21 protein-coding genes are annotated in these 17,986 nt (G+C 64.9%); 8 read left to right on the top strand and 13 right to left on the bottom strand.

The genetic code is table 11. From position 1 onward, the window contains the following. Positions 1–34 precede the first annotated feature (34 nt). The gene (locus LPJ38_RS12250; RefSeq protein ID WP_145632621.1) at positions 35–2,722 is read right to left on the bottom strand and encodes a sensor domain-containing protein; all 2,688 of its coding nucleotides are present in this window, start codon (positions 2,720–2,722) and stop codon (positions 35–37) included. Between the two features lie 202 nt (positions 2,723–2,924). Between LPJ38_RS12250 and LPJ38_RS12245 the strand changes: the two genes are divergently transcribed. Continuing rightward, positions 2,925–4,028, top strand: a complete 1,104-nt coding sequence (locus LPJ38_RS12245; protein ID WP_145632624.1) for an NAD(P)/FAD-dependent oxidoreductase — start codon at positions 2,925–2,927, stop codon at positions 4,026–4,028. Positions 4,029–4,137: 109 nt separating this feature from the next. Here LPJ38_RS12245 and LPJ38_RS12240 read toward each other — a convergent pair whose 3' ends face one another. After that, positions 4,138–4,320, bottom strand: coding sequence for a YdcH family protein (locus LPJ38_RS12240; RefSeq protein WP_008546178.1), 183 nt, complete (start codon positions 4,318–4,320; stop codon positions 4,138–4,140). A 329-nt stretch (positions 4,321–4,649) separates the two neighbouring features. Between LPJ38_RS12240 and LPJ38_RS12235 the strand changes: the two genes are divergently transcribed. The 3 genes from LPJ38_RS12235 to LPJ38_RS12225 all read left to right on the top strand — a co-directional run bounded on the left by LPJ38_RS12235 (position 4,650) and on the right by LPJ38_RS12225 (position 5,501). Next, positions 4,650–4,856, top strand: coding sequence for a YdcH family protein (locus LPJ38_RS12235; RefSeq protein WP_145632627.1), 207 nt, complete (start codon positions 4,650–4,652; stop codon positions 4,854–4,856). A 162-nt stretch (positions 4,857–5,018) separates the two neighbouring features. Beyond that, positions 5,019–5,225 carry a hypothetical protein gene (locus LPJ38_RS12230; RefSeq protein ID WP_008546180.1) on the top strand — a complete coding sequence of 69 codons (207 nt, stop codon included), beginning with the start codon at positions 5,019–5,021 and terminating at the stop codon, positions 5,223–5,225. A 24-nt stretch (positions 5,226–5,249) separates the two neighbouring features. Then, on the top strand, positions 5,250–5,501 hold the full coding sequence (locus LPJ38_RS12225) for a hypothetical protein (RefSeq protein WP_100179446.1): 252 nt from the start codon (positions 5,250–5,252) through the stop codon (positions 5,499–5,501). 2 nt (positions 5,502–5,503) lie between these two features. Here the strand turns inward: LPJ38_RS12225 and LPJ38_RS12220 are convergent, their stop codons facing one another. Then, positions 5,504–6,214, bottom strand: coding sequence for a GGDEF domain-containing protein (locus LPJ38_RS12220; RefSeq protein WP_167520442.1), 711 nt, complete (start codon positions 6,212–6,214; stop codon positions 5,504–5,506). Positions 6,215–6,355: 141 nt separating this feature from the next. Here LPJ38_RS12220 and purE point away from each other — a divergent pair, with 141 nt between their 5' ends. Next, positions 6,356–6,844, top strand: coding sequence for a 5-(carboxyamino)imidazole ribonucleotide mutase (purE, locus tag LPJ38_RS12215; protein ID WP_145632633.1), 489 nt, complete (start codon positions 6,356–6,358; stop codon positions 6,842–6,844). Then, positions 6,841–7,947: a 5-(carboxyamino)imidazole ribonucleotide synthase gene (locus LPJ38_RS12210; RefSeq protein WP_145632636.1), complete on the top strand. Its 1,107-nt coding sequence runs from the start codon at positions 6,841–6,843 to the stop codon at positions 7,945–7,947. The genes purE and LPJ38_RS12210 overlap by 4 nt, the downstream gene beginning before the upstream one ends. A gap of 45 nt (positions 7,948–7,992) precedes the next feature. Here the strand turns inward: LPJ38_RS12210 and aqpZ are convergent, their stop codons facing one another. Beyond that, positions 7,993–8,715 carry an aquaporin Z gene (gene aqpZ / locus LPJ38_RS12205; RefSeq protein ID WP_145632639.1) on the bottom strand — a complete coding sequence of 241 codons (723 nt, stop codon included), beginning with the start codon at positions 8,713–8,715 and terminating at the stop codon, positions 7,993–7,995. Positions 8,716–8,976: 261 nt separating this feature from the next. Between aqpZ and rpsU the strand changes: the two genes are divergently transcribed. Next, on the top strand, positions 8,977–9,273 hold the full coding sequence (gene rpsU / locus LPJ38_RS12200; protein WP_008546194.1) for a 30S ribosomal protein S21: 297 nt from the start codon (positions 8,977–8,979) through the stop codon (positions 9,271–9,273). A 191-nt stretch (positions 9,274–9,464) separates the two neighbouring features. Continuing rightward, entirely contained in the window at positions 9,465–10,127 is a 663-nt protein-coding gene (locus tag LPJ38_RS12195; RefSeq protein ID WP_145632641.1) for a tetratricopeptide repeat protein, read from the top strand. A 21-nt stretch (positions 10,128–10,148) separates the two neighbouring features. Here LPJ38_RS12195 and LPJ38_RS12190 read toward each other — a convergent pair whose 3' ends face one another. The 9 genes from LPJ38_RS12190 to LPJ38_RS12155 form a co-directional block, all read right to left on the bottom strand. Then, positions 10,149–11,081 carry a hypothetical protein gene (locus LPJ38_RS12190; RefSeq protein ID WP_145632644.1) on the bottom strand — a complete coding sequence of 311 codons (933 nt, stop codon included), beginning with the start codon at positions 11,079–11,081 and terminating at the stop codon, positions 10,149–10,151. A gap of 93 nt (positions 11,082–11,174) precedes the next feature. Then, positions 11,175–11,459 (bottom strand): cupin domain-containing protein, encoded by a 285-nt coding sequence (locus tag LPJ38_RS12185; RefSeq protein ID WP_145632647.1) that lies wholly within the window; start codon positions 11,457–11,459, stop codon positions 11,175–11,177. A gap of 21 nt (positions 11,460–11,480) precedes the next feature. After that, positions 11,481–12,578: a calcium:cation antiporter gene (locus tag LPJ38_RS12180; RefSeq protein WP_145632650.1), complete on the bottom strand. Its 1,098-nt coding sequence runs from the start codon at positions 12,576–12,578 to the stop codon at positions 11,481–11,483. Between the two features lie 49 nt (positions 12,579–12,627). Beyond that, positions 12,628–13,962 (bottom strand): sodium:proton antiporter, encoded by a 1,335-nt coding sequence (locus LPJ38_RS12175; protein ID WP_404438556.1) that lies wholly within the window; start codon positions 13,960–13,962, stop codon positions 12,628–12,630. Positions 13,963–14,059: 97 nt separating this feature from the next. Then, the gene (locus LPJ38_RS12170; protein ID WP_145632657.1) at positions 14,060–14,857 is read right to left on the bottom strand and encodes an alpha/beta hydrolase; all 798 of its coding nucleotides are present in this window, start codon (positions 14,855–14,857) and stop codon (positions 14,060–14,062) included. 22 nt (positions 14,858–14,879) lie between these two features. Then, on the bottom strand, positions 14,880–15,014 hold the full coding sequence (locus LPJ38_RS37925; RefSeq protein ID WP_283811468.1) for a hypothetical protein: 135 nt from the start codon (positions 15,012–15,014) through the stop codon (positions 14,880–14,882). A gap of 46 nt (positions 15,015–15,060) precedes the next feature. Continuing rightward, positions 15,061–16,458, bottom strand: a complete 1,398-nt coding sequence (locus LPJ38_RS12165) for an NAD(P)(+) transhydrogenase (Re/Si-specific) subunit beta (protein ID WP_145632660.1) — start codon at positions 16,456–16,458, stop codon at positions 15,061–15,063. A 39-nt stretch (positions 16,459–16,497) separates the two neighbouring features. Next, on the bottom strand, positions 16,498–16,815 hold the full coding sequence (locus tag LPJ38_RS12160) for a proton-translocating transhydrogenase family protein (protein WP_008546224.1): 318 nt from the start codon (positions 16,813–16,815) through the stop codon (positions 16,498–16,500). Positions 16,816–16,826: 11 nt separating this feature from the next. Then, positions 16,827–17,954, bottom strand: coding sequence for a Re/Si-specific NAD(P)(+) transhydrogenase subunit alpha (locus LPJ38_RS12155; RefSeq protein WP_145632663.1), 1,128 nt, complete (start codon positions 17,952–17,954; stop codon positions 16,827–16,829). Positions 17,955–17,986: the final 32 nt, after the last annotated feature.

Here is a 17,986-nt window from a genome sequence, read left to right as displayed (position 1 = left end):
AGCCGTCGAGAAGGAGCAAAGCGCCCCGTCTTCACTAGCCGGTCTTGAGCGCAAGCTCCATGACTTCGGCGCGGCCGACGAGGTCGGCATATTTGCCGATCGGCAAGGGCTTGCCGAGCAGATAGCCCTGCACGCCGTCGCAGCCTTCCTTGGCCAGGAAAGCGAGCTGGTCGATGGTCTCGACGCCTTCCGCGATGATCGACATTTCGAGGCCGTGGCCGAGATCGATCACCGCACGCACGATCGCCGCCGATTGCGGGTTGCGGCCGAGATTGATGATGAAGGCGCGGTCGATCTTGATCTTGTCGAACGGGAACGCCTGGAGATAGCTCAGCGAGGAATAGCCGCTGCCGAAATCGTCCATGGAGATGCGCACGCCGAGCGCTTTCAGCCGGCGCAGCAGCGCAAGGCCGCGGGCGAAATCCTCGATCAAGACGCCTTCGGTGATCTCCAGCTCGAGCCGGCCAGGGGCAAGGCCGGTCTCGATCAGGATCGAATGGACCAGTCCGACCACGTCGCCGTGCATGAACTGCGCCGGCGACAGGTTGACCGCGACCTGGAGCGGTTTCGGCCAGGACGCCGCCTCGCGGCAGGTCTCGCGCAGGATCCACTCGCCCATCTCGACGATCAGGCCGCTTTCCTCCGCGATCGGGATGAACTCGGCCGGCGAGACCTGGCCGCGCACCGGATGCTGCCAGCGCGCCAATGCCTCGAAGCCGATGATCTCGCTCTCGGCGACACTGTTGCCGGCGACGCCCTGCGGCTGGAAGGCGAGCGAAAGCTCGCCGTTCTTGATCGCCATAGAGAGGTCCTGATGCAGCACGCGGCGATCGCGGATCTGCTGGTCCATCTCCGGCTGATAGAGGCTGATCGTGCCGCGCGATTTCTGCTTGGCGCGGAACAGGGCCGCACCGGCATTGGCGAGCAGCGAGGCGCCATCAGCGCCGTTATGCGGGAAGATCGACATGCCGGTGGTGATACCTGCGCGGACCGGCCGGCCGTCGATCTGGAATTCGCGGGCGACGGCTTCGCCGATCTGCTGCGCCAGCGCCAGGCCCGCCTGCGGCTGCTTGCCGTCGATGATCAGGCCAAACTCGTCGCCCGACAGGCGCGCCACCACCCCGCCGCGCGCGGAGTCCAGGAGCCGGTGGGCCACCTCGATCAAGAGCTTGTCACCAAGCGCATGGCCGAAGACGTCGTTGACCTCCTTGAGGCCGTCGAGATCGACGCAGAGGACGGCGAACTCCTCGCTGGTGCCTTCGCAGGCCTCGATCATCTGGGTCAGCGCCTGCAGGAAGGCGGCGCGGTTCGGCAGGTCGGTGAGGCCGTCGTGATAGGCCATGTGCGCCATGCGCGACTCGGTCTGCCGGCGATCGGTGACGTCCTCGTGGGTCTTGATCAGATATTGCGGCTCGCCGGCATCGTTCAGCACGGTGGCGCGGCGGGTCAGGAACAGCCGCAGGCCGTCCTTGGTGGAAATCGGATGCTCCTCGGTGATCATCCCGCGCTTCTTGATCGCGGCCTCGTCGCGCGCGATGATCAGCTTGGCTTCCCTGGGATTGAAGATATCGGCGGCGGTCAGGCCCGTGGTCTCCTCGCGCCTGCGGTTGAGAATCGACTCGGCGCTGCGGTTGGCGAGCAGATAGCGGCCGTCCTTGACCTGCTCCACGATCAGCGCCACCGGGATGTTGTCGACCACGAGCTCGAGGAACCTCTTGGTGCTCTCCAGTTCCTCCGACAGCGAGCGGCGGTCCGTGATGTCCTCGAACACCAGCAGCAGGAATCCGGGCTTGTCGCCGTCATTGCGGACCGCGATCCGGATCGAGGCGACCATGCGCCGCTCTCCGCCACGCTCGACCTCGAACTCGTTGCGGAACTGGCCGTCCGGCGAATCGAGCGCCGCACGATCGGTCGCCTCGATGGTGGCCGCCGAAGCAGGCGCGAAGAGCTCGCGCGCGTTCTTGCCGACGGCGTGGTCCCGCGAGAAGCCCCAGAAGCGCTCATAGGCCGTATTGGCGAAGATATAGCGGCCGTCCTCGATGTTCTTGGCGGCGACGCAGGCCGGCACGTTGTCCAGCACCGTCTCCAGGAACTGCTTGGTGGAGGCGAGCTGTTGCGACAGTCTGCGCTGTTCGCTGACGTCGAGATGCGTCGCCACCGAGCCACCGTTCGGCAGCACGAAGAACTTCACCAGAATGGCCCGCCCATCCGGCAGTTCGGTGATCAAGCCGTTGGTGCTCGACGCCTTCTGGTAGAACTCCTCGTCGGTCGCGGTATCCAGCACCCCCCGCCGGCGCCGCAGCTCGAGAAGGTCGTGACCGGTCATGTTGGGCCGGATCTCCGACCGCGTCAGGCCATAGATCTCGAGATAGCGGTCGTTGCAGAAGATGACGCGCCGCTGCGCATCCGTCATCACCACGCCCTGGTTGAGATTATTCATGGCGGAGGAGACGAAGGCATTGCGCCGCAACTGCAAGCGCCGGGTCCGGCGCAGCGAGGAATGGATCCACAGTACGATCGCGGCGAGGAACGAGCAGAGGACGATGCCCGCAATCAGGGCTTCCCAGATTACACTGGGATTGAGCCTGGCGAGATCAGCCGGAGCGGCGAAGGCGTCCGACAGCGCAGAGGCGCGCGCAGGCGCGACCGCGCCGGCCAGGCACACGACGGCCTGCACAGCAATCGGAAGCGTGCTGCCCACGTGCCAATTCTTCTCAGCCATCAGCCACCCGCGATTTCAACGTCGGATTGTCTGGCTTCACGGGTTTGGATCGGGTAAACGCCTGTACGTGCAACGGAAAAATGTGACGCGAAATACGGCAATTGCCCTGACATGATAAACGCTTCCTTAACGGAAAACGGCCGCACGCCCGCCTCTCCAGCGCTCCTGCCACCGCCTCCTCCAGCGGACCGCCTGCACAACCATGGATAGGGTCGACTGCGTCGTCATCGGAGCCGGCGTGGTCGGGCTCGCGGTGGCTCGAAGGCTCGCGCGGGCCGGGCGCGAGGTCATCGTGCTCGAGGAAGCCGAGGCCATCGGCACCATCACGTCATCACGCAACAGCGAGGTGATCCATGCCGGTATCTACTACCGCGCCGGGAGCTGGATGGCGCGCATGTGCGTGGACGGCAAGCACGCGCTCTATCGCTACTGCGCCGAACGCGGCATTCCGCACAAGAATTGCGGCAAGCTGATCGTCGCGACCAGTGCGAAGGAGACGGAAAAGCTGCAATCGATCAAGGCGCATGCCGAAGCCAACGGCGTGCTCGACATGGAGCTGCTTTCGGGTGAGGCCGCACGCGCGCTGGAGCCGGCGCTCGCCTGCGATGCCGCACTGCTGTCGCCCTCGACCGGCATCATCGACAGCCACGCCTACATGCTCTCGCTGCGCGGCGAAGCCGAGGAAGCGGGCGCGGCCTTCGCATTCCACACGCCCCTGATCCGTGCCAAGGCAGCCGCCGGCGTGATCGAGATCGAAGCCGGCGGCGAAGCGCCGATGACCCTGCAATGCAGCCTCCTCGTCAATGCCGCGGGGCTCTCGGCCACGCATGTGGCGCGCAACATCGAGGGCATGCCGCTGGACCGCATTCCACCGGCCTATCTCGCCAAGGGAAACTACTTCAGCTGCAATGCCAGGGCGCCGTTCTCGCGCCTGATCTACCCCGTGCCCGAGCCGGGCGGGCTGGGCGTGCACCTGACGCTGGACATGGCGGGGCAGGCCCGCTTCGGCCCCGACGTCGAGTGGATCGAGACGATCAACTACGAGGTCGACCCGTCACGTGCCGAGCGCTTCTATCCGGCGATCCGCAAATACTGGCCGACGCTGCCCGACGGCGCGTTGATGCCGAGCTATTCGGGCATCCGTCCGAAGATCGTGCCCCCGGCGGTGGCCACGCAGGATTTTCTGATGCAGGGCCCGCGCGATCACGGCGTCACAGGTCTGATCAACCTGTTCGGCATCGAATCGCCGGGGCTGACGTCGTCGCTCGCGATCGCGGATCACGTTGCCGAGCTCGCAGACATCTAAGCGCCGTGCAAACATCTTTGCACGGCGCGTACGTCCCTCGCAGCAGGGATGAGCGCAAAGGCGTCATCCCTGCGTGAAGGGTGATCAACTCTACATTGTTACGGGGGTACTAGTGGAGCGTGTCGCCAGATTGCTTCAGACGCTCGATCTGGTCCTTGACCATCAACTTCCGGCGCTTCAACTCAACAATTTGCAGGTCGTCTGTTGAAAGGTGCACGAGAGCTTCGTGCAATTCGTTTTCGAGAAGTTTGTGCTTCCGCTCCAATTCAACCAGATGTGCCTGAATTGTCATTCGAAACCTCCTCGGTAGGGTTGAACCTCAGGATTCGATCCGGACGAGCAAGTCTACATCACCGATTCGTTCTGTCGACGGATATCCGTCGTCGCTCCGTCATTTTTGAAAATTCATATGTAACGAAGCGTGAGTACGGGAACCGCGCGGGAAAAATCCATGATATCAATGCGCTTGCGCAGCCCCTCGGCGATCCGCAGAAATATGTTGCGGGAGATCGTCGAGCGGCGATCCGAGATCGCTTGCGATCACGCCGCGCAAGGACGATAATTTCCACAGGGCATCCACAGCCCAGATCTCACGCCTATCGGTTTTCGGCCACCGCAGACATGACCAATGAAGACGAGCGTGAGCTCGAAGCCGAGCTCACCCGGTTGCAGCAGGAACACCGAGATCTCGATGTGGCGATCGATGCATTGCATCAATCGCCCGCCCCCGACCTGTTGCGGCTACAGCGGCTGAAGAAACGCAAGCTGTTGCTGCGCGATCGCATAGCGTTCATCGAAGACCAGATCACCCCCGACATCATAGCCTGAGAGCTGAGCCGATCTCGCGGCCGCTCGCCGCATCTGAATCCGCTTGACTCGCAAAGAACAAAATAGGAACATTCGACACCCCAGCGCCGCGGAAAACGCCGACGGGCAAGGCCCAGCGACCACGCCGAAGAACACGCCAGACAAGGCAGAAGAACAACGCAGATGCCGGCAACCGCCCTTCTCGATAACAGCCACTATGAACAAGCCTGCGATCAGGCGATCGCGATGTGCGACGGCAATCTGCGCAGCACCATCAAGGCGCTGATCATGGCCAACGAATATCTCGAGACGGAGCTGGAAGAATTGCAGGCGGCGATTGCCGCCGGCTGCATTCCCGAGACATCGCGGAGCAAGAGCAGCGCCGCCTGAGCTTCACCATTGGAGCGCAACGCCATGTCAGATGTAACCTATTACGTTGCAATGCCCTTCCTGATCGATGCCGATGGCTCGCCGGTCGCCGGCGCCGCCGAGGAATGCCAGAGCTCCTCGGCGGCGTTGCGGCGCGCCGAGGCCTTGTCGCGTGGTGCGGGCCACATCGGTGCGGTTGCGTTCAGCCGCAGCGGCGATCCGATGACCGGCGAGTTCGGCGACGCCACGCTGCTGCGCAAATTCGGCAATGTGCCGGAAGATCTGGCCACGCTGTAACGTCAGCTGCTCACCAGCCTGATCCGCGGCTCGTGCCGCCGGTGCGCCTTGCGCACATACATGGCGGCATCCGCCTCCTCGAGGGCGCGGCGAGCGTCGGACTGCGCTCCCAGCAGCGCGACGCCGGCGGAGGCGCCAGCAGTCACCTGCTGGCCCCGAAAGGTGAATGACAATTCGTCGACCGCCTGCTCGAAGATGGCGGCCTTCGCCATGGCGTCGGTCTCGCTGAGATTCCACAGCAGCAGCGCGAACTCGTCGCCTCCGAGACGGCCCACGACGTCCGAGGCGCGGACCTGCCGCGTCAACGTCGCCGCGATCGCCTTCAGCACCTCGTCGCCGGCGGCGTGTCCAAAAGAATCGTTGATCGGCTTCAGCCGATCGACGTCGAGCACGATCAGGGCGCCGCTGGCGCGGTAGCGCTTCATATAGGCAACGGCACGTTGGAGCGCGTGCTCGAACCCGCGCCGGTTCGGAATCTCGAGAAGGAAGTCGGTGTCGGCGGCCGCCTCGAGCTCCGCAACCCGGCGCTCGGCCGCCTTGAGCTTACTCCGCAGGCCGCGGATGATCGCCTTGGTTGTATCCGTGGCCCCATCGGCCGGCGTTCGCCGCTGCCGCGGCCCGGCGGAGCGCTTGGCAGCAGTTTTGGAGCGGGTGGCGCTGGTCTTCCGGCCCATTTTGGCCTTCGCAGCACGCGCCCTTTTTGGCTTCTTCATGGGCATCCTGCTCAATGAAGGCTTGCGGGGATTCACCAAGACAGGATAGTGCATTCCCTTCTCCTTGCCACCGCCTTGCGAGCCGCCGGCCGGAACCATTAATCTGGCCTATCTTTCTGTTTTCCGAGCACAATTGACGTCATGACCGCGCCGATCGCCATCATCATGGGAAGCCAGTCGGACTGGGACACGATGCGGCATGCCGCCGATACGCTTGCCGCGCTCGGCGTCGCCGCCGATACCCGCATCGTTTCGGCACACCGCACCCCCGACCGCCTGTTCGCTTTCGCCAAGGGCGCCAGGGCCGCCGGATACAAGGTCATCATCGCCGGCGCCGGCGGTGCCGCGCATCTGCCCGGCATGGCGGCGGCGCTGACGGAACTGCCGGTGTTCGGCGTGCCCGTCGAATCCAAGACGCTCAAGGGCCTGGATTCGCTGTATTCGATCGTGCAGATGCCCGCAGGCATCCCGGTCGGCACCCTCGCCATCGGCAAGGCCGGCGCGATCAACGCGGCGCTGCTGGCGGCCTCCGTGCTGGCGCTGTCCGACCCGACCCTGTCGAATCGCCTCGCCGCCTGGCGCAAGGCGCAGACCGATGCGGTGGCCGAGCGCCCGGAGGACAAGGCGTGACCGAGGCCAGGCAGGTCAAGCTGAAGCCCGGTGACACCATCGGAATCCTCGGCGGCGGACAGCTCGGCCGGATGCTGGCGATGGCTGCGGCGCGGCTCGGGCTGCGCTGCCAGGTGTTCTCGCCCGATCCGGATTCGCCGGCCTTCGACGTGGTCCTGAATGCAACCTGCGCCGAATATGCCGATGTCGAGGCGCTCGAGCTGTTCGCCAATGACGTCGACGTCATCACCTACGAATTCGAGAACGTGCCGTCGGCGGCCGCGATGGTGCTGGATGCCCGCCGCCCCGTGCTGCCCAACCGCAAGATCCTCGAGACCACGCAGGACCGGCTGGCGGAGAAGGATTTCGTGACGAAGCTCGGCATCGGCACCGCAGCCTATGCGGACGTGACGTCGGTCGCGTCGCTGCGCGAGGCGATCGTCAGGATCGGCCTTCCGGCCGTGCTGAAGACCCGCCGGTTCGGTTATGACGGCAAGGGCCAGGCCATCATCCGCGAGGGCGACGACATCGCGAAGGTGTGGACCAGCCTCGCCACCAAATCGGCGATCCTGGAAGCCTTCGTGCCGTACGAGCGCGAGATCTCCGTGATCGCGGCGCGCTCCGCCACGGGCCAGGTCGAATGCTTCGACGTCACCGAGAACGAGCACCGCGACCACATCCTGAAGATATCCCGCGCACCCGCGCAGATTCCCGATTCGCTCGCCGAGGACGCGCGCAGCATCGCCGGCACGATCGCGAGCGCGCTCGACTATGTCGGCGTGCTCGCCGTCGAGATGTTCGTGCTCGCCAATGGCGCCGGGCCCAAGGTGCTGGTCAACGAGATCGCCCCGCGCGTGCACAATTCCGGCCACTGGACGCTGGACGGCGCCTCCGTGTCGCAATTCGAGCAGCACATCCGCGCCATCGCCGGCTGGCCGCTCGGCAAGCCGGTGCGGCACGGCGAGATCGTCACCATGACCAACCTGATCGGCGACGAGATCAACGACTACGGCAAGTGGCTGACCGTGCCCGGCGCGACGGTGCACATCTATGGCAAGGGCACGCCGCGCCCCGGCCGCAAGATGGGCCACGTCACCGAAGTCCGGCCGACCAAGGACAAATGAGGGGACCGCAGCAAGCGCTGCGATCCCGCTTTGCGCAAAAACGCTCTACGCCGTCTTCACGCCCGCGACGATGCCCGTGGGCTCCTCGCTGAGCCAGCGATAGATCACCCCGCCCAGCGCCCCGCCGATCAGCGGTGCCACCCAGAACAGCCAGAGTTGCGCCATCGCCCAGCCGCCGACGAACAGCGCGGGGCCGGTGCTGCGCGCCGGGTTCACCGAGGTGTTGGTGACGGGGATGCTGACGAGATGGATCATCACCAGCGCGAGCCCGATCGCGAGCGGCGCGAAGCCCGCGGGCGCTCGGCCATGGGTGGCGCCCATGATGATGAACAGGAACATCATGGTCATCACCACCTCGGTCAGGAAGCACACGATCATGCTGTACTGGCCGGGCGAATGCGCGTCATAACCATTGGACGCGAAGCCCTTGGTGACGTCGAAGCCGGGCGCCCCGCTCGCGATGACATAGAGCAGCCCCGCAGCCACGATTGCGCCCGCCACCTGGGCGATCACATAGGGCAGGATCTGGCCGGCCGGAAAGCGGCCGCCGGCGGCAAGGCCGACCGTGACGGCCGGATTGAGATGGCACCCCGAGATGTGCCCGATCGCATAGGCCATGGTGACGACGCTCAGGCCGAATGCGAGGGAAACACCGACCAGGCCAATGCCGACCTGGGGGAAGCCGGCGGCGATCACCGCGCTGCCGCAACCTGCGAATGTGAGCCAAAAGGTGCCGATGGCTTCGGCTGCGTATTTTTTCAAGTCCATGTGGCGTCTCCCCTGATTTCAGCTCCGGATCAACTTCCGGAAAATGGCCCGCGTTTTGGCGCCGAATCACCCAAATCGCGTCCATACGGAGGTATTTTCGCCGCATTTAATGGCCGAACTTGGCCCAAATCCCCGCTTGGCCGGTGGACATCCTGGGTTTTGTCTGATACATCCGCGCGCTCAAGGTTAAGGGCTTGTGCGTTTCGCCATCCCCTTTGACTTACCAGAATTCAAATCCGATCCACCTGAAGAGGATGCCGCGTGCAGGTTCTCGTTCGCGATAACAATGTCGATCAAGCCCTCAAGGCGCTGAAGAAGAAGATGCAGCGCGAGGGAATTTTCCGCGAGATGAAGCTCCGCGGTCATTACGAGAAGCCCTCCGAGAAGAAGGCCCGTGAAAAGGCCGAAGCCGTGCGCCGTGCACGCAAGCTGGCCCGCAAGAAGCTCCAGCGCGAAGGCCTGCTGCCGATGAAGCCGAAGCCGGTGTTCGGCGCCGGTCCCGGCGGCGATCGCGGTGGTCGTGGCGGCCCGGGTGCAGGTCCGCGCGGACCGCGCTGATCGACTGCATTTAGCAAGACTTCAGTTTTCGATGACGCGGGCCCCTGGCCCGCGTTATTGTTTTGTGAGCAGTGTCCTTCTGGGACGGGGCACTGCCGATGCGGCGCCAAAGCGTGTTGAGGCGCTCGACTTATCATCGCGCTCTCGTCCCGCTGTCACTTTCCGGATGCTCTAGCGCGAGCGAAGCGTAAATGGCCTCCCCTTTCCCCGAGCGCGGCGTGGCGCGGCGACGCCAGATCTGGCAGCGACCGTTCGCGCTGCTTGCGATGGGAATTGCGCTGTGCGGCTGCTCCTTCGATCTGGGATCGCTGATGCCGGAGAAGGAGAAGCCCCCGGAGGCGCCCAGGGCAGCCGCGACGGCAGCTGCGACCGCCGAAAGCGCGGTCAGCCCAGGCAATGTCAGCGAAGCCCAGGCCCATACGGCAAAGGCGCAGTCCCTGGCGAAATCGGGCGAGATTGCAGTTGCGCTCGACGAGTTCAATCGCGCAATCGGCCTCGATCCCTACAATGCGCAGGCGCTCTATGGTCGTGCCTTGATCTATCAGGGCAAGAACCAGCACGATTTCGCGATCGCCGATTTCAGTGCTGCGAGCGGGCTCAACCCGCAGAAGGTCGAGCCGCTACTCGGCCGCGCCACCAGCTATCTCGCACTCGGTAAGGCCAAGGAGGCCGCAGCCGATCTTGACGAGGCGTCCGAGGCCGATCCGCACAACGCGCAAGTCTGGACCACGCGAGGACAGGCTTATGAGCGGCTGGGCGACAGGGCCAAGGCGGCGGCGTCCTACACCAAGGCCGTCGCGCTTCGCCCACGCGACGACACCGCCCGCAGCGGCCTTGCCCGCGTCGGCGGCTGACAACGCGGCTCTGCCGCCGCCTTAATCGGGTGTGGCGCCCTTCGGCAGCACCGCCTGGAACATCGACTTCATGCCCGACAGCATCTCGTCGGCGACATTCGTCTTCTTCGGCCGCGGCAGAGCGCCACCGACATCGGCACGAAGGTCGAGCGGCGGCGCGATCACCGGCACGGGAATATCGGCCGGCGGCGTCACCCGGGTTGGATCGTCCTTGCCGATCGAGGCCGTGTAGGGCGGGCTCCCCTGTGACCCGCCGCCATTGCCATAGGCATCGGATGAGGGCGTCGACACCGTGATCGGCGGCGGCAGCGGACGGACCATGGACGGCTCCGCAGTGATGACACGCGGGGCCTCCGGCGTACGGGCAGCCTCGCGTACCGGCGGCTCCGCCGGCTTGGTTTCGGCAGATTTGGTTTCAGAGGACTTGGTCTCGGAGGATCTCGCCTCGGGGGCCCTGCCCTCGGGCGACTTGCGCAACCGCTCGATGGCGGCGCGCGCGAGATCGTTGGCGTCAGGGGCCGGGGATGCTGCAGCCGGCGCCGAATTGGCCTCCACGACGGCCGGAGCGGCGGGCGCCGGATTGGACTTGGCAGCGGCTTTCTCACGCGGGGGCATGCGGCCACGCGGACCGGTCTCGGCGGGAGCCACATCCGCGGCCTTGGTCTCGGCAGCGGGCTGATGATCGGCAGGCTTCTCGGCCGCCGCCTTGTCCGTAACACTCTTCTCGGAGACGCTCTTCTCGGAGACGCCCTTGGCCTTGACGCCGGGCGCGGGAAGGTTGGCGGTGTCGGTCGGCTTGCCCTCGCTGCCAGCCTGGGCCGGCGCCGTCACGGCTGCTGGAGCATCGGGGGCGGGCTTGGCATTGATGTAGTGGTTAACGATGTAAGCCCCGATGATCGTCGCGAGCACCGAGGGGAAAATATCCATCGAGATTTTAGCGAGGTATTTCAGCATTTCTCGGCCACTCCCCGCGCGATCTGATGCGGGAACTTTAGGGCATTGTGAGGGATCAACTGCGACGGATCGATGGCAAACAGTCGCGCCAACTTACGGTTTCAGCTCGATTTCAAGGAACACGATCTCGGTTGAGGTTTCGTTAAGTACGTCATGCTGGACACCGGCCTTGCGGAAATAGGATTTCCCTGCCGCAAGCTGCGCCTTGGACCGCTCGCCATTCGGCGCCACGATGGTCATTTCCCCCGCCACGACGGGAACAATCACGTAGTCCATGCCGTGGGTGTGATGCCCGGTGGCACTGCCAGGCGCAAGCCGCCATTCGGTGACCCGGACCTCTTCGTTGTCGATCTGAACCTCGGACTTGGCGGCAAGCATCGGAACTCCCCGTATCGCGCCTCAGGGCACGAAAACCATGAACACGTAGACCGCAAATACCACCATATGGACCAGTCCGAACAGGACATTGGTCCTTCCCGTGCCGAAGGTCAGCATGCTCAGGAAGAAGGTCAGGAGCATGAGCACGCTGCCCTGGGCGTTGAGGCCGAGCTCGAGCTCCTTGTCGAGCGCGTAAGTGGCAACCCCGACAGCTGGGATCGTCAGCCCGATTGTCGCCAGCGAGGAGCCCAGCGCGAGGTTGATGCTCTTCTGGAGGTCGTTCTTGCGGGCCGCCGAAACGGCCGCGACGCCTTCCGGCATCAGGATCAGGAGCGCGACCAGAAGTCCGGTAAAGGCCGGCGGCGCGCCGATCTTGATGGCGACGGCGTCGACCACCAGCGAAAACTTCTTGGAAAGCAGCACGACCGCCAGCAGCGCGATCAGCAGCAGCACAACGCTGAGCACCAACGTCCTGCCCGACGGATGCGCCTCGCCGCTGCCGCCGCCCGCCCGCTCGTGGACGAAGTAATCCTTGTGCAGGACGGTCTGGGTGTAGAGGAACACGCCGTACAGCGCGAGCGTGACCACGTCGACGAAGCCGAGCTGGACCGCCGAATAAACCGGTCCGGGCGTGGTGGTGGTGTAATTCGGCATGATCAGCGTGATGGTCGCGAGCGCGAACAGGACGCTGAGATAGACGTTGGCGCCGGAGAGCTGAAAACCCTGCTCGCGATAACGCAGGCCGCCGATGAAGATGCAGAGCCCGACGAGGCCATTGCAGACGATCATGACGACGGCGAACACGGTGTCGCGGGCCAGCGCCGGGGCAGGCTTGTCGCCCAGCATGATCGTGGTGATCAGCGCCACCTCGATGATGGTCACCGACAGCGTCAGCACCAGCGTGCCATAGGGTTCGCCGACCCGTTCCGCGATCACCTCGGCATGATGGACCGCGGCAAACACCGTGCCGAACAGGATGACGAGAAGGACGATGGCGAAGACGAGCCCGCCGAGCGACAGCGTGAACACGTAGTCCGTGGCGCTGACGGCTGCGAACAACAGCATGGCCAGCGCCGGAAAGATCCAGGCCGTCCGGGGCATCGGATTATGCGCGCTCATCCACCGCTTCCATTTGCTTGGATCAGCAGTAGCAAATCAGGCGCGAGATTCAATGCCAGTGCAGGATCGGCGCGATCGGCAGCAGCGTCAGCAGCAGGAAAAGCGGGATCAGCACGGCGCCGGCGCGCAGGAAATAGCCGAAGAAGCTCGGCATCTCGATGCCGTTCTCGCGGGCGATGCTGCTCACCATGAAGTTCGGCGCATTGCCGATATAGGTGAGCGCACCCATGTAGACCGCGCCCATGGAGATCGAGGCGAGCGTGCCCGAGAGCTGATGCATCAGCACCTGCGGATTGCCGCCAGCGAGCTCGAAGAACAATAGATAGGTCGGCGCATTGTCGAGGAACGCGGACATCAGGCCGGTGAACCAGAAATAGACGACCTCGCGCGGCGCACCGTCCGGCGCGGTCACTGCCGACAGCAGCCAGGCGAACGCGCCGTGATGGCCGGCATTGAGCATGGCGATGACCGGAATGATGGCGACGAAAATGCCCGCGAACAGTTTTGCGACCTCGCGGATCGGCTCCCAGGTGAAGCCGTTGGCCTGTCTGTGCTCGTCGGGCGTCAGCCACACCGACAACGCCGCGATGGCCAGCAGCGCCAGATTGCGCGCGACGTCCTCCAGCTCTAGCTTGGTGCCGAAAATGTCGAAGGCGATGCCGGGCTTCCACATTGCCGACGCCAGCAGGCTCGCGACGATCGCCGCGATCAGCACCAGATTGACGAGGCCGCGAATGCGCAACGGTTCCCCGCGGCCTGTGTCGGCCGGGGGCGGCTCGCTGCGAAAGCGCCAGACGTCGATGACGGCGAAGATCGCGAGCAGCAGCCCGGCCACGATGGCGGTCTGCAGCCAGATGGTCCGCGTCGTCCAGAAGAAGTCGACACCGTGCAGGAAGCCGACGAACAGCGGGGGATCGCCGAGCGGGCTCAGCGCGCCGCCGACATTGGCGACCAGGATGATGAAGAAGATGACGACATGGGCATTGTGGCGCCGCGGCCGGTTGGCGCGGATCAGGGGACGGATCAGGATCATCGCGGCACCGGTGGTGCCGACGATGCTCGCTCCGACCGTGCCGAGCGCGAGGATGCCGACATTGGTCGCTGGTGTCGCCTTGATGTCGCCGGTGATGAGGATGCCGCCGGCCACGACATAGAGCGCGAACAGCAGCACGATGAAGCCGAGATATTCGGCGAGCATGGCGTGCACGAGCGCCGCCAGCGTCGCTGCGCTGCCGGCAAAGGCGACGAGCGCTGCGAGTGCCAGCAGCGACCAGCCCGCTGTGATCTTGCCGTAATGATGATGCCAGATCTTTGGGAGCAGCAGCGGCCCCAGAGCGATCGACAGCAGCAGGCCGGCAAAGGGCAGTGCGTAGGGCCAGCGCATCGCCGCGCCGTCGAGACCGGCTGCCGCAAACGCATTCTGCGGCAGAAGCGTCAGGCAGACGACGGCGAGCGCGGACCCGCAACGTGCAAACGAGCTGTCAGCTGCCAATGAAATCTTTCGCTGTTTCGATCGCGCCATATTGGTCGAGATTTTCGTGTCCGCCGCCCTCTATGCGAACGAACCGTTTGGGCTCACGGGCGAGTGCGAACAGACGCTCTCCGAACGCGATCGGAATGACAAGATCATTGGTGCCATGCATCACGAGGAGCGGCACAGTGACGCGCGTAATGCGCTCGTCGGAATGGAAGGGATCGCGCATCAGCAGGCGGACTGGAACGTACCAGAACGATGCAGCCGCAATGTCGGCGGTCGATGTATAGGGCGCCTCCAGGATGAGTTTTCCAACGCGGTGCTCCGAGGCGATGGCAACCGCGACGCCCGTCCCGAGCGAAAACCCCCAGGCAACGATCCGTTCCGCCTCATAGCGCGCGGTGGTGAAAGCATAGGCGGCCGCACCGTCGCGCAGCAGCCCCTGCTCGCTCGGCGCCCCGCTCGAGCCGGCGTAACCGCGATAGGACAGCGCGACGAGACCGGTGCCGTCGGCCGTCATCGCCTTGAAGCGGCTGACGGGGCCGGCGAGAAAATCGCCATTGCCGGGAAAGTACAGGATCACGGGGCGGCCGGGCTTGGCCGGCACGTGCCAGACGATGACCTTCTCGCCGTCCGACGTCGTCAGGATGTGTTCTTCCGCCTCGGGCAGGCCCGCGGCATCGGGAGAGGTGCGGCCGACACGTGGGATCGGAAACAGCATCTCGCGCTGGCGGACATACAGCACGAGGAGACCGGCGCAATAGGCGGTCACGAGCAGGATGGCGATCCACTTGACGATGGTCATGATGCGCGGCCGGCCTTTCGGCTCACGGCTTGCGACGGCTCCGCAGCAATTTGATGACGTCGGGCCGGAGGCTCGCCGGAATGTCGCGGCAGCCGCACGCCGCCTTGTGGGCGGCGTGCCAGCCGACGCGCTGCTCGCGCGTCGCCTTCACTGGCATGCGATGCGCCATTCCTTGTTGATGGCCACGGTCCGCGCGCCTCGCGCTACATCGCCTTGACGATGTTCTCGGTGACCTTCTTGGCGTCGCCGAGCAGCATCATGGTGTTGTCGCGGTAGAACAGCGGATTGTCGATGCCGGCATAGCCGGAGGCGAGCGAGCGCTTGATGAACATCACCGTGCCGGCCTTCCAGACCTGGAGCACCGGCATGCCGTAGATCGGCGAGGACTTGTCCTCTTCGGCCGCCGGATTGGTGACGTCGTTGGCGCCGATCACGAAGGCGATGTCGGCCTGCGCGAATTCTGAGTTGATGTCCTCGAGCTCGAACACCTCGTCATAGGGCACGTTGGCTTCGGCCAGCAGCACGTTCATGTGGCCGGGCATGCGGCCGGCGACCGGGTGAATGGCGTACTTCACCTCGACGCCTTCCTTCTTCAGAATGTCGCCCATTTCACGCAGCGCGTGCTGGGCCTGCGCCACCGCCATGCCATAGCCGGGCACGATGATGACCTTCTGCGCATTCTTCATGATGAAGGCCGCATCGTCGGCCGAGCCGAGCTTGGCCGGCTTCTGCTCGCCCGTACCACCGCCGGCCGCGGCGGTCTCCCCGCCGAAGCCGCCGAGGATCACCGAGATGAAGGACCGGTTCATCGCGTGGCACATGATGTAGGACAGGATCGCGCCCGACGAGCCGACCAGCGCGCCGGTGATGATCAGCGCGGAATTGCCGAGCGTGAAGCCGATGCCGGCGGCGGCCCAGCCAGAGTAGGAGTTCAGCATCGAGATCACGACCGGCATGTCGGCGCCGCCGATCGGAATGATCATGAGCACGCCGAGCACCAGCGCCAGGATGGTGATCATCCAGAAGTCGAACGCGCCGCCGGTGAGGACGAGACGGACGACGAAGAACACCAGCGCCACGGCCAGCGCGATGTTGATGATGTGGCGGAACGGCAGGATGATCGGCGCGCCGCTCATGCGTGCGGACAGCTTGAGGAAAGCGATCACCGAACCGGTGAAGGTCAGTGCGCCGATGGCGACGCCGAGCGACATCTCGACCAGGCTGGAGGCATGAATGGCGCCGGGCTTGCCGATGTCGAAGGCCTCCGGCGCGTAGAACGCGCCGGCCGCGACCAGCACCGCGGCCATGCCGACCAGCGAGTGGAAGGCGGCGACCAGTTCCGGCATGGAGGTCATCGGCACGCGGCGGGCAATCACTGCACCGATGCCGCCACCGATCGCGACCGCGAGGATCACGAGGACCCAGGCCACGCCGTCGGCCGGCGGATGGCTCGCCAGCGTGGTGGCGACCGCGATCGCCATGCCGATCATGCCGAACAGATTGCCCTGGCGCGACGATGCCGGGCTCGACAGCCCGCGCAGCGACAGGATGAACAGCACCCCCGCCACGAGATACAAGAATGCAGAGAGATTGGCGCTCATCTCAGGTCCCCATTGATCCCTTCAGCCCGAGGTGGCCGCTTACTTCGACTTCTTCTTGTACATCGCCAGCATGCGCTGGGTGACAAGGAAGCCGCCAAAAATGTTCACGCAGGCGAAGATGAGCGCAACGAAGCCGAAGCCGCGCGCCCAGCCCGAGCCGCTCGAAACCATGCCGACGCCGACCGCGAGCAGTGCGCCGACCACGATCACCGATGAGATGGCGTTGGTCACGCTCATCAGCGGCGTGTGCAGCGCGGGCGTCACCGACCACACCACGAAATAGCCGACGAACACGGCGAGGACGAAGATCGACAGCCGGAAGATGAAGGGATCGACGAGTTGTGCAGCATGCTCCATGGCGGCTCTCCTTACACCTTCGGCTGGAAGTTCGGGTGGATCACGGCGCCGTCCTTCGTGAGCGCGGTGGCCTTGACCAGTTCGTCGTCCCAGTTGACGGCGAGCTTCTTCTCCTTCTTGTCGACCATGGTCTCGATGAAGGAGAACAGATTGCGTGCGTAGAGGCTGGAGGCCGAGGCCGCGACACGGCCTGCGACGTTGGTGTAGCCGACGATCTTGATGCCATCGAGGTCGACGACCTCGCCCGGCTTCGCGCCCTCGACATTGCCGCCGCGCTCGACGGCGAGATCGACCAGCACCGAGCCCGGCTTCATCGACTTGACCATCTCGGCGCTGACGAGCTTCGGCGCGGGCCGGCCCGGAATCAGCGCGGTCGTGATCACGATGTCCTGCTTCTTGATGTGCTCGGCGGTGAGCGCGGCCTGCTTGGCCTGATACTCCTTGGACATCTCCTTGGCGTAGCCGCCGGCGGTCTGCGCGTTCTTGAACTCCTCGTCCTCGACGGCGAGGAATTTAGCACCGAGCGATTCCACCTGCTCCTTCGTTGCGGGACGAACGTCGGTCGCGGTCACGACAGCGCCGAGACGGCGGGCGGTCGCGATCGCCTGCAGGCCGGCGACGCCGACGCCCATCACGAACACCTTCGCGGCAGGGACGGTACCGGCCGCCGTCATCATCATCGGGAAGGCGCGGCCGAAGGCTTCGGCGCCCTCGATCACGGCGCGGTAACCCGCAAGATTCGCCTGGGACGACAGCACGTCCATCACCTGCGCGCGCGTGATGCGCGGCATCAATTCCATCGCGAAAGCGGAAACGCCGGCGTCGGCGATCGTCTTCAGCGCGGCCTCGTTGCCATAGGGATCCATGATGGCGATGACGAGCGCACCGCGCTTGTACTGCGCAAGCTCGGAGGCTTCAGGGCGCTTCACCTTGATGATGATGTCGGCATCCTTCAGCGCGTCAGCGCTGACCGTGGCGCCCACGGCGGTGAATTCGGAATCCGGCAGGCCAGATTTGAGGCCGGCACCCGGCTCGACGGCGATCTCGGCGCCAAGCGCCCTAAACTTCTTCACCGTATCAGGCGAAGCGGCGACACGCGGCTCCGACAGATCGATTTCCTTGGCAACGGCAATCTTCATGAGGCCTCCGGCGGCGCATGACAGCGCGCGCG

Source organism: Bradyrhizobium daqingense, from assembly GCF_021044685.1.
Taxonomy (GTDB): Bacteria; Pseudomonadota; Alphaproteobacteria; order Rhizobiales; family Xanthobacteraceae; genus Bradyrhizobium; species Bradyrhizobium daqingense.
Note: the sequence above shows the minus strand (reverse complement) of the source record. Positions and strands in the feature narration are given on the sequence as shown.

What these genes read in the sequence shown, in the direction of transcription:
- LPJ38_RS12180 (WP_145632650.1), bottom strand. Translation starts at nt 12,578, where the DNA reads ATGAGCGCGCATAATCCGATGCCCCGGACGGCCTGGATCTTTCCGGCG.
- LPJ38_RS12230 (WP_008546180.1), top strand. Translation starts at nt 5,019, where the DNA reads ATGCCGGCAACCGCCCTTCTCGATAACAGCCACTATGAACAAGCCTGC.
- purE (WP_145632633.1), top strand. Translation starts at nt 6,356, where the DNA reads ATGACCGCGCCGATCGCCATCATCATGGGAAGCCAGTCGGACTGGGAC.
- LPJ38_RS12185 (WP_145632647.1), bottom strand. Translation starts at nt 11,459, where the DNA reads ATGCTTGCCGCCAAGTCCGAGGTTCAGATCGACAACGAAGAGGTCCGG.
- LPJ38_RS12245 (WP_145632624.1), top strand. Translation starts at nt 2,925, where the DNA reads ATGGATAGGGTCGACTGCGTCGTCATCGGAGCCGGCGTGGTCGGGCTC.
- LPJ38_RS12155 (WP_145632663.1), bottom strand. Translation starts at nt 17,954, where the DNA reads ATGAAGATTGCCGTTGCCAAGGAAATCGATCTGTCGGAGCCGCGTGTC.
- LPJ38_RS12195 (WP_145632641.1), top strand. Translation starts at nt 9,465, where the DNA reads ATGGCCTCCCCTTTCCCCGAGCGCGGCGTGGCGCGGCGACGCCAGATC.
- LPJ38_RS12220 (WP_167520442.1), bottom strand. Translation starts at nt 6,214, where the DNA reads ATGAAGAAGCCAAAAAGGGCGCGTGCTGCGAAGGCCAAAATGGGCCGG.
- LPJ38_RS12190 (WP_145632644.1), bottom strand. Translation starts at nt 11,081, where the DNA reads ATGCTGAAATACCTCGCTAAAATCTCGATGGATATTTTCCCCTCGGTG.
- LPJ38_RS12250 (WP_145632621.1), bottom strand. Translation starts at nt 2,722, where the DNA reads ATGGCTGAGAAGAATTGGCACGTGGGCAGCACGCTTCCGATTGCTGTG.
- LPJ38_RS12165 (WP_145632660.1), bottom strand. Translation starts at nt 16,458, where the DNA reads ATGAGCGCCAATCTCTCTGCATTCTTGTATCTCGTGGCGGGGGTGCTG.
- LPJ38_RS12170 (WP_145632657.1), bottom strand. Translation starts at nt 14,857, where the DNA reads ATGACCATCGTCAAGTGGATCGCCATCCTGCTCGTGACCGCCTATTGC.
- LPJ38_RS12225 (WP_100179446.1), top strand. Translation starts at nt 5,250, where the DNA reads ATGTCAGATGTAACCTATTACGTTGCAATGCCCTTCCTGATCGATGCC.
- LPJ38_RS12240 (WP_008546178.1), bottom strand. Translation starts at nt 4,320, where the DNA reads ATGACAATTCAGGCACATCTGGTTGAATTGGAGCGGAAGCACAAACTT.
- LPJ38_RS37925 (WP_283811468.1), bottom strand. Translation starts at nt 15,014, where the DNA reads ATGCCAGTGAAGGCGACGCGCGAGCAGCGCGTCGGCTGGCACGCCGCC.
- LPJ38_RS12235 (WP_145632627.1), top strand. Translation starts at nt 4,650, where the DNA reads ATGACCAATGAAGACGAGCGTGAGCTCGAAGCCGAGCTCACCCGGTTG.
- LPJ38_RS12175 (WP_404438556.1), bottom strand. Translation starts at nt 13,962, where the DNA reads ATGCGCTGGCCCTACGCACTGCCCTTTGCCGGCCTGCTGCTGTCGATC.
- LPJ38_RS12160 (WP_008546224.1), bottom strand. Translation starts at nt 16,815, where the DNA reads ATGGAGCATGCTGCACAACTCGTCGATCCCTTCATCTTCCGGCTGTCG.
- aqpZ (WP_145632639.1), bottom strand. Translation starts at nt 8,715, where the DNA reads ATGGACTTGAAAAAATACGCAGCCGAAGCCATCGGCACCTTTTGGCTC.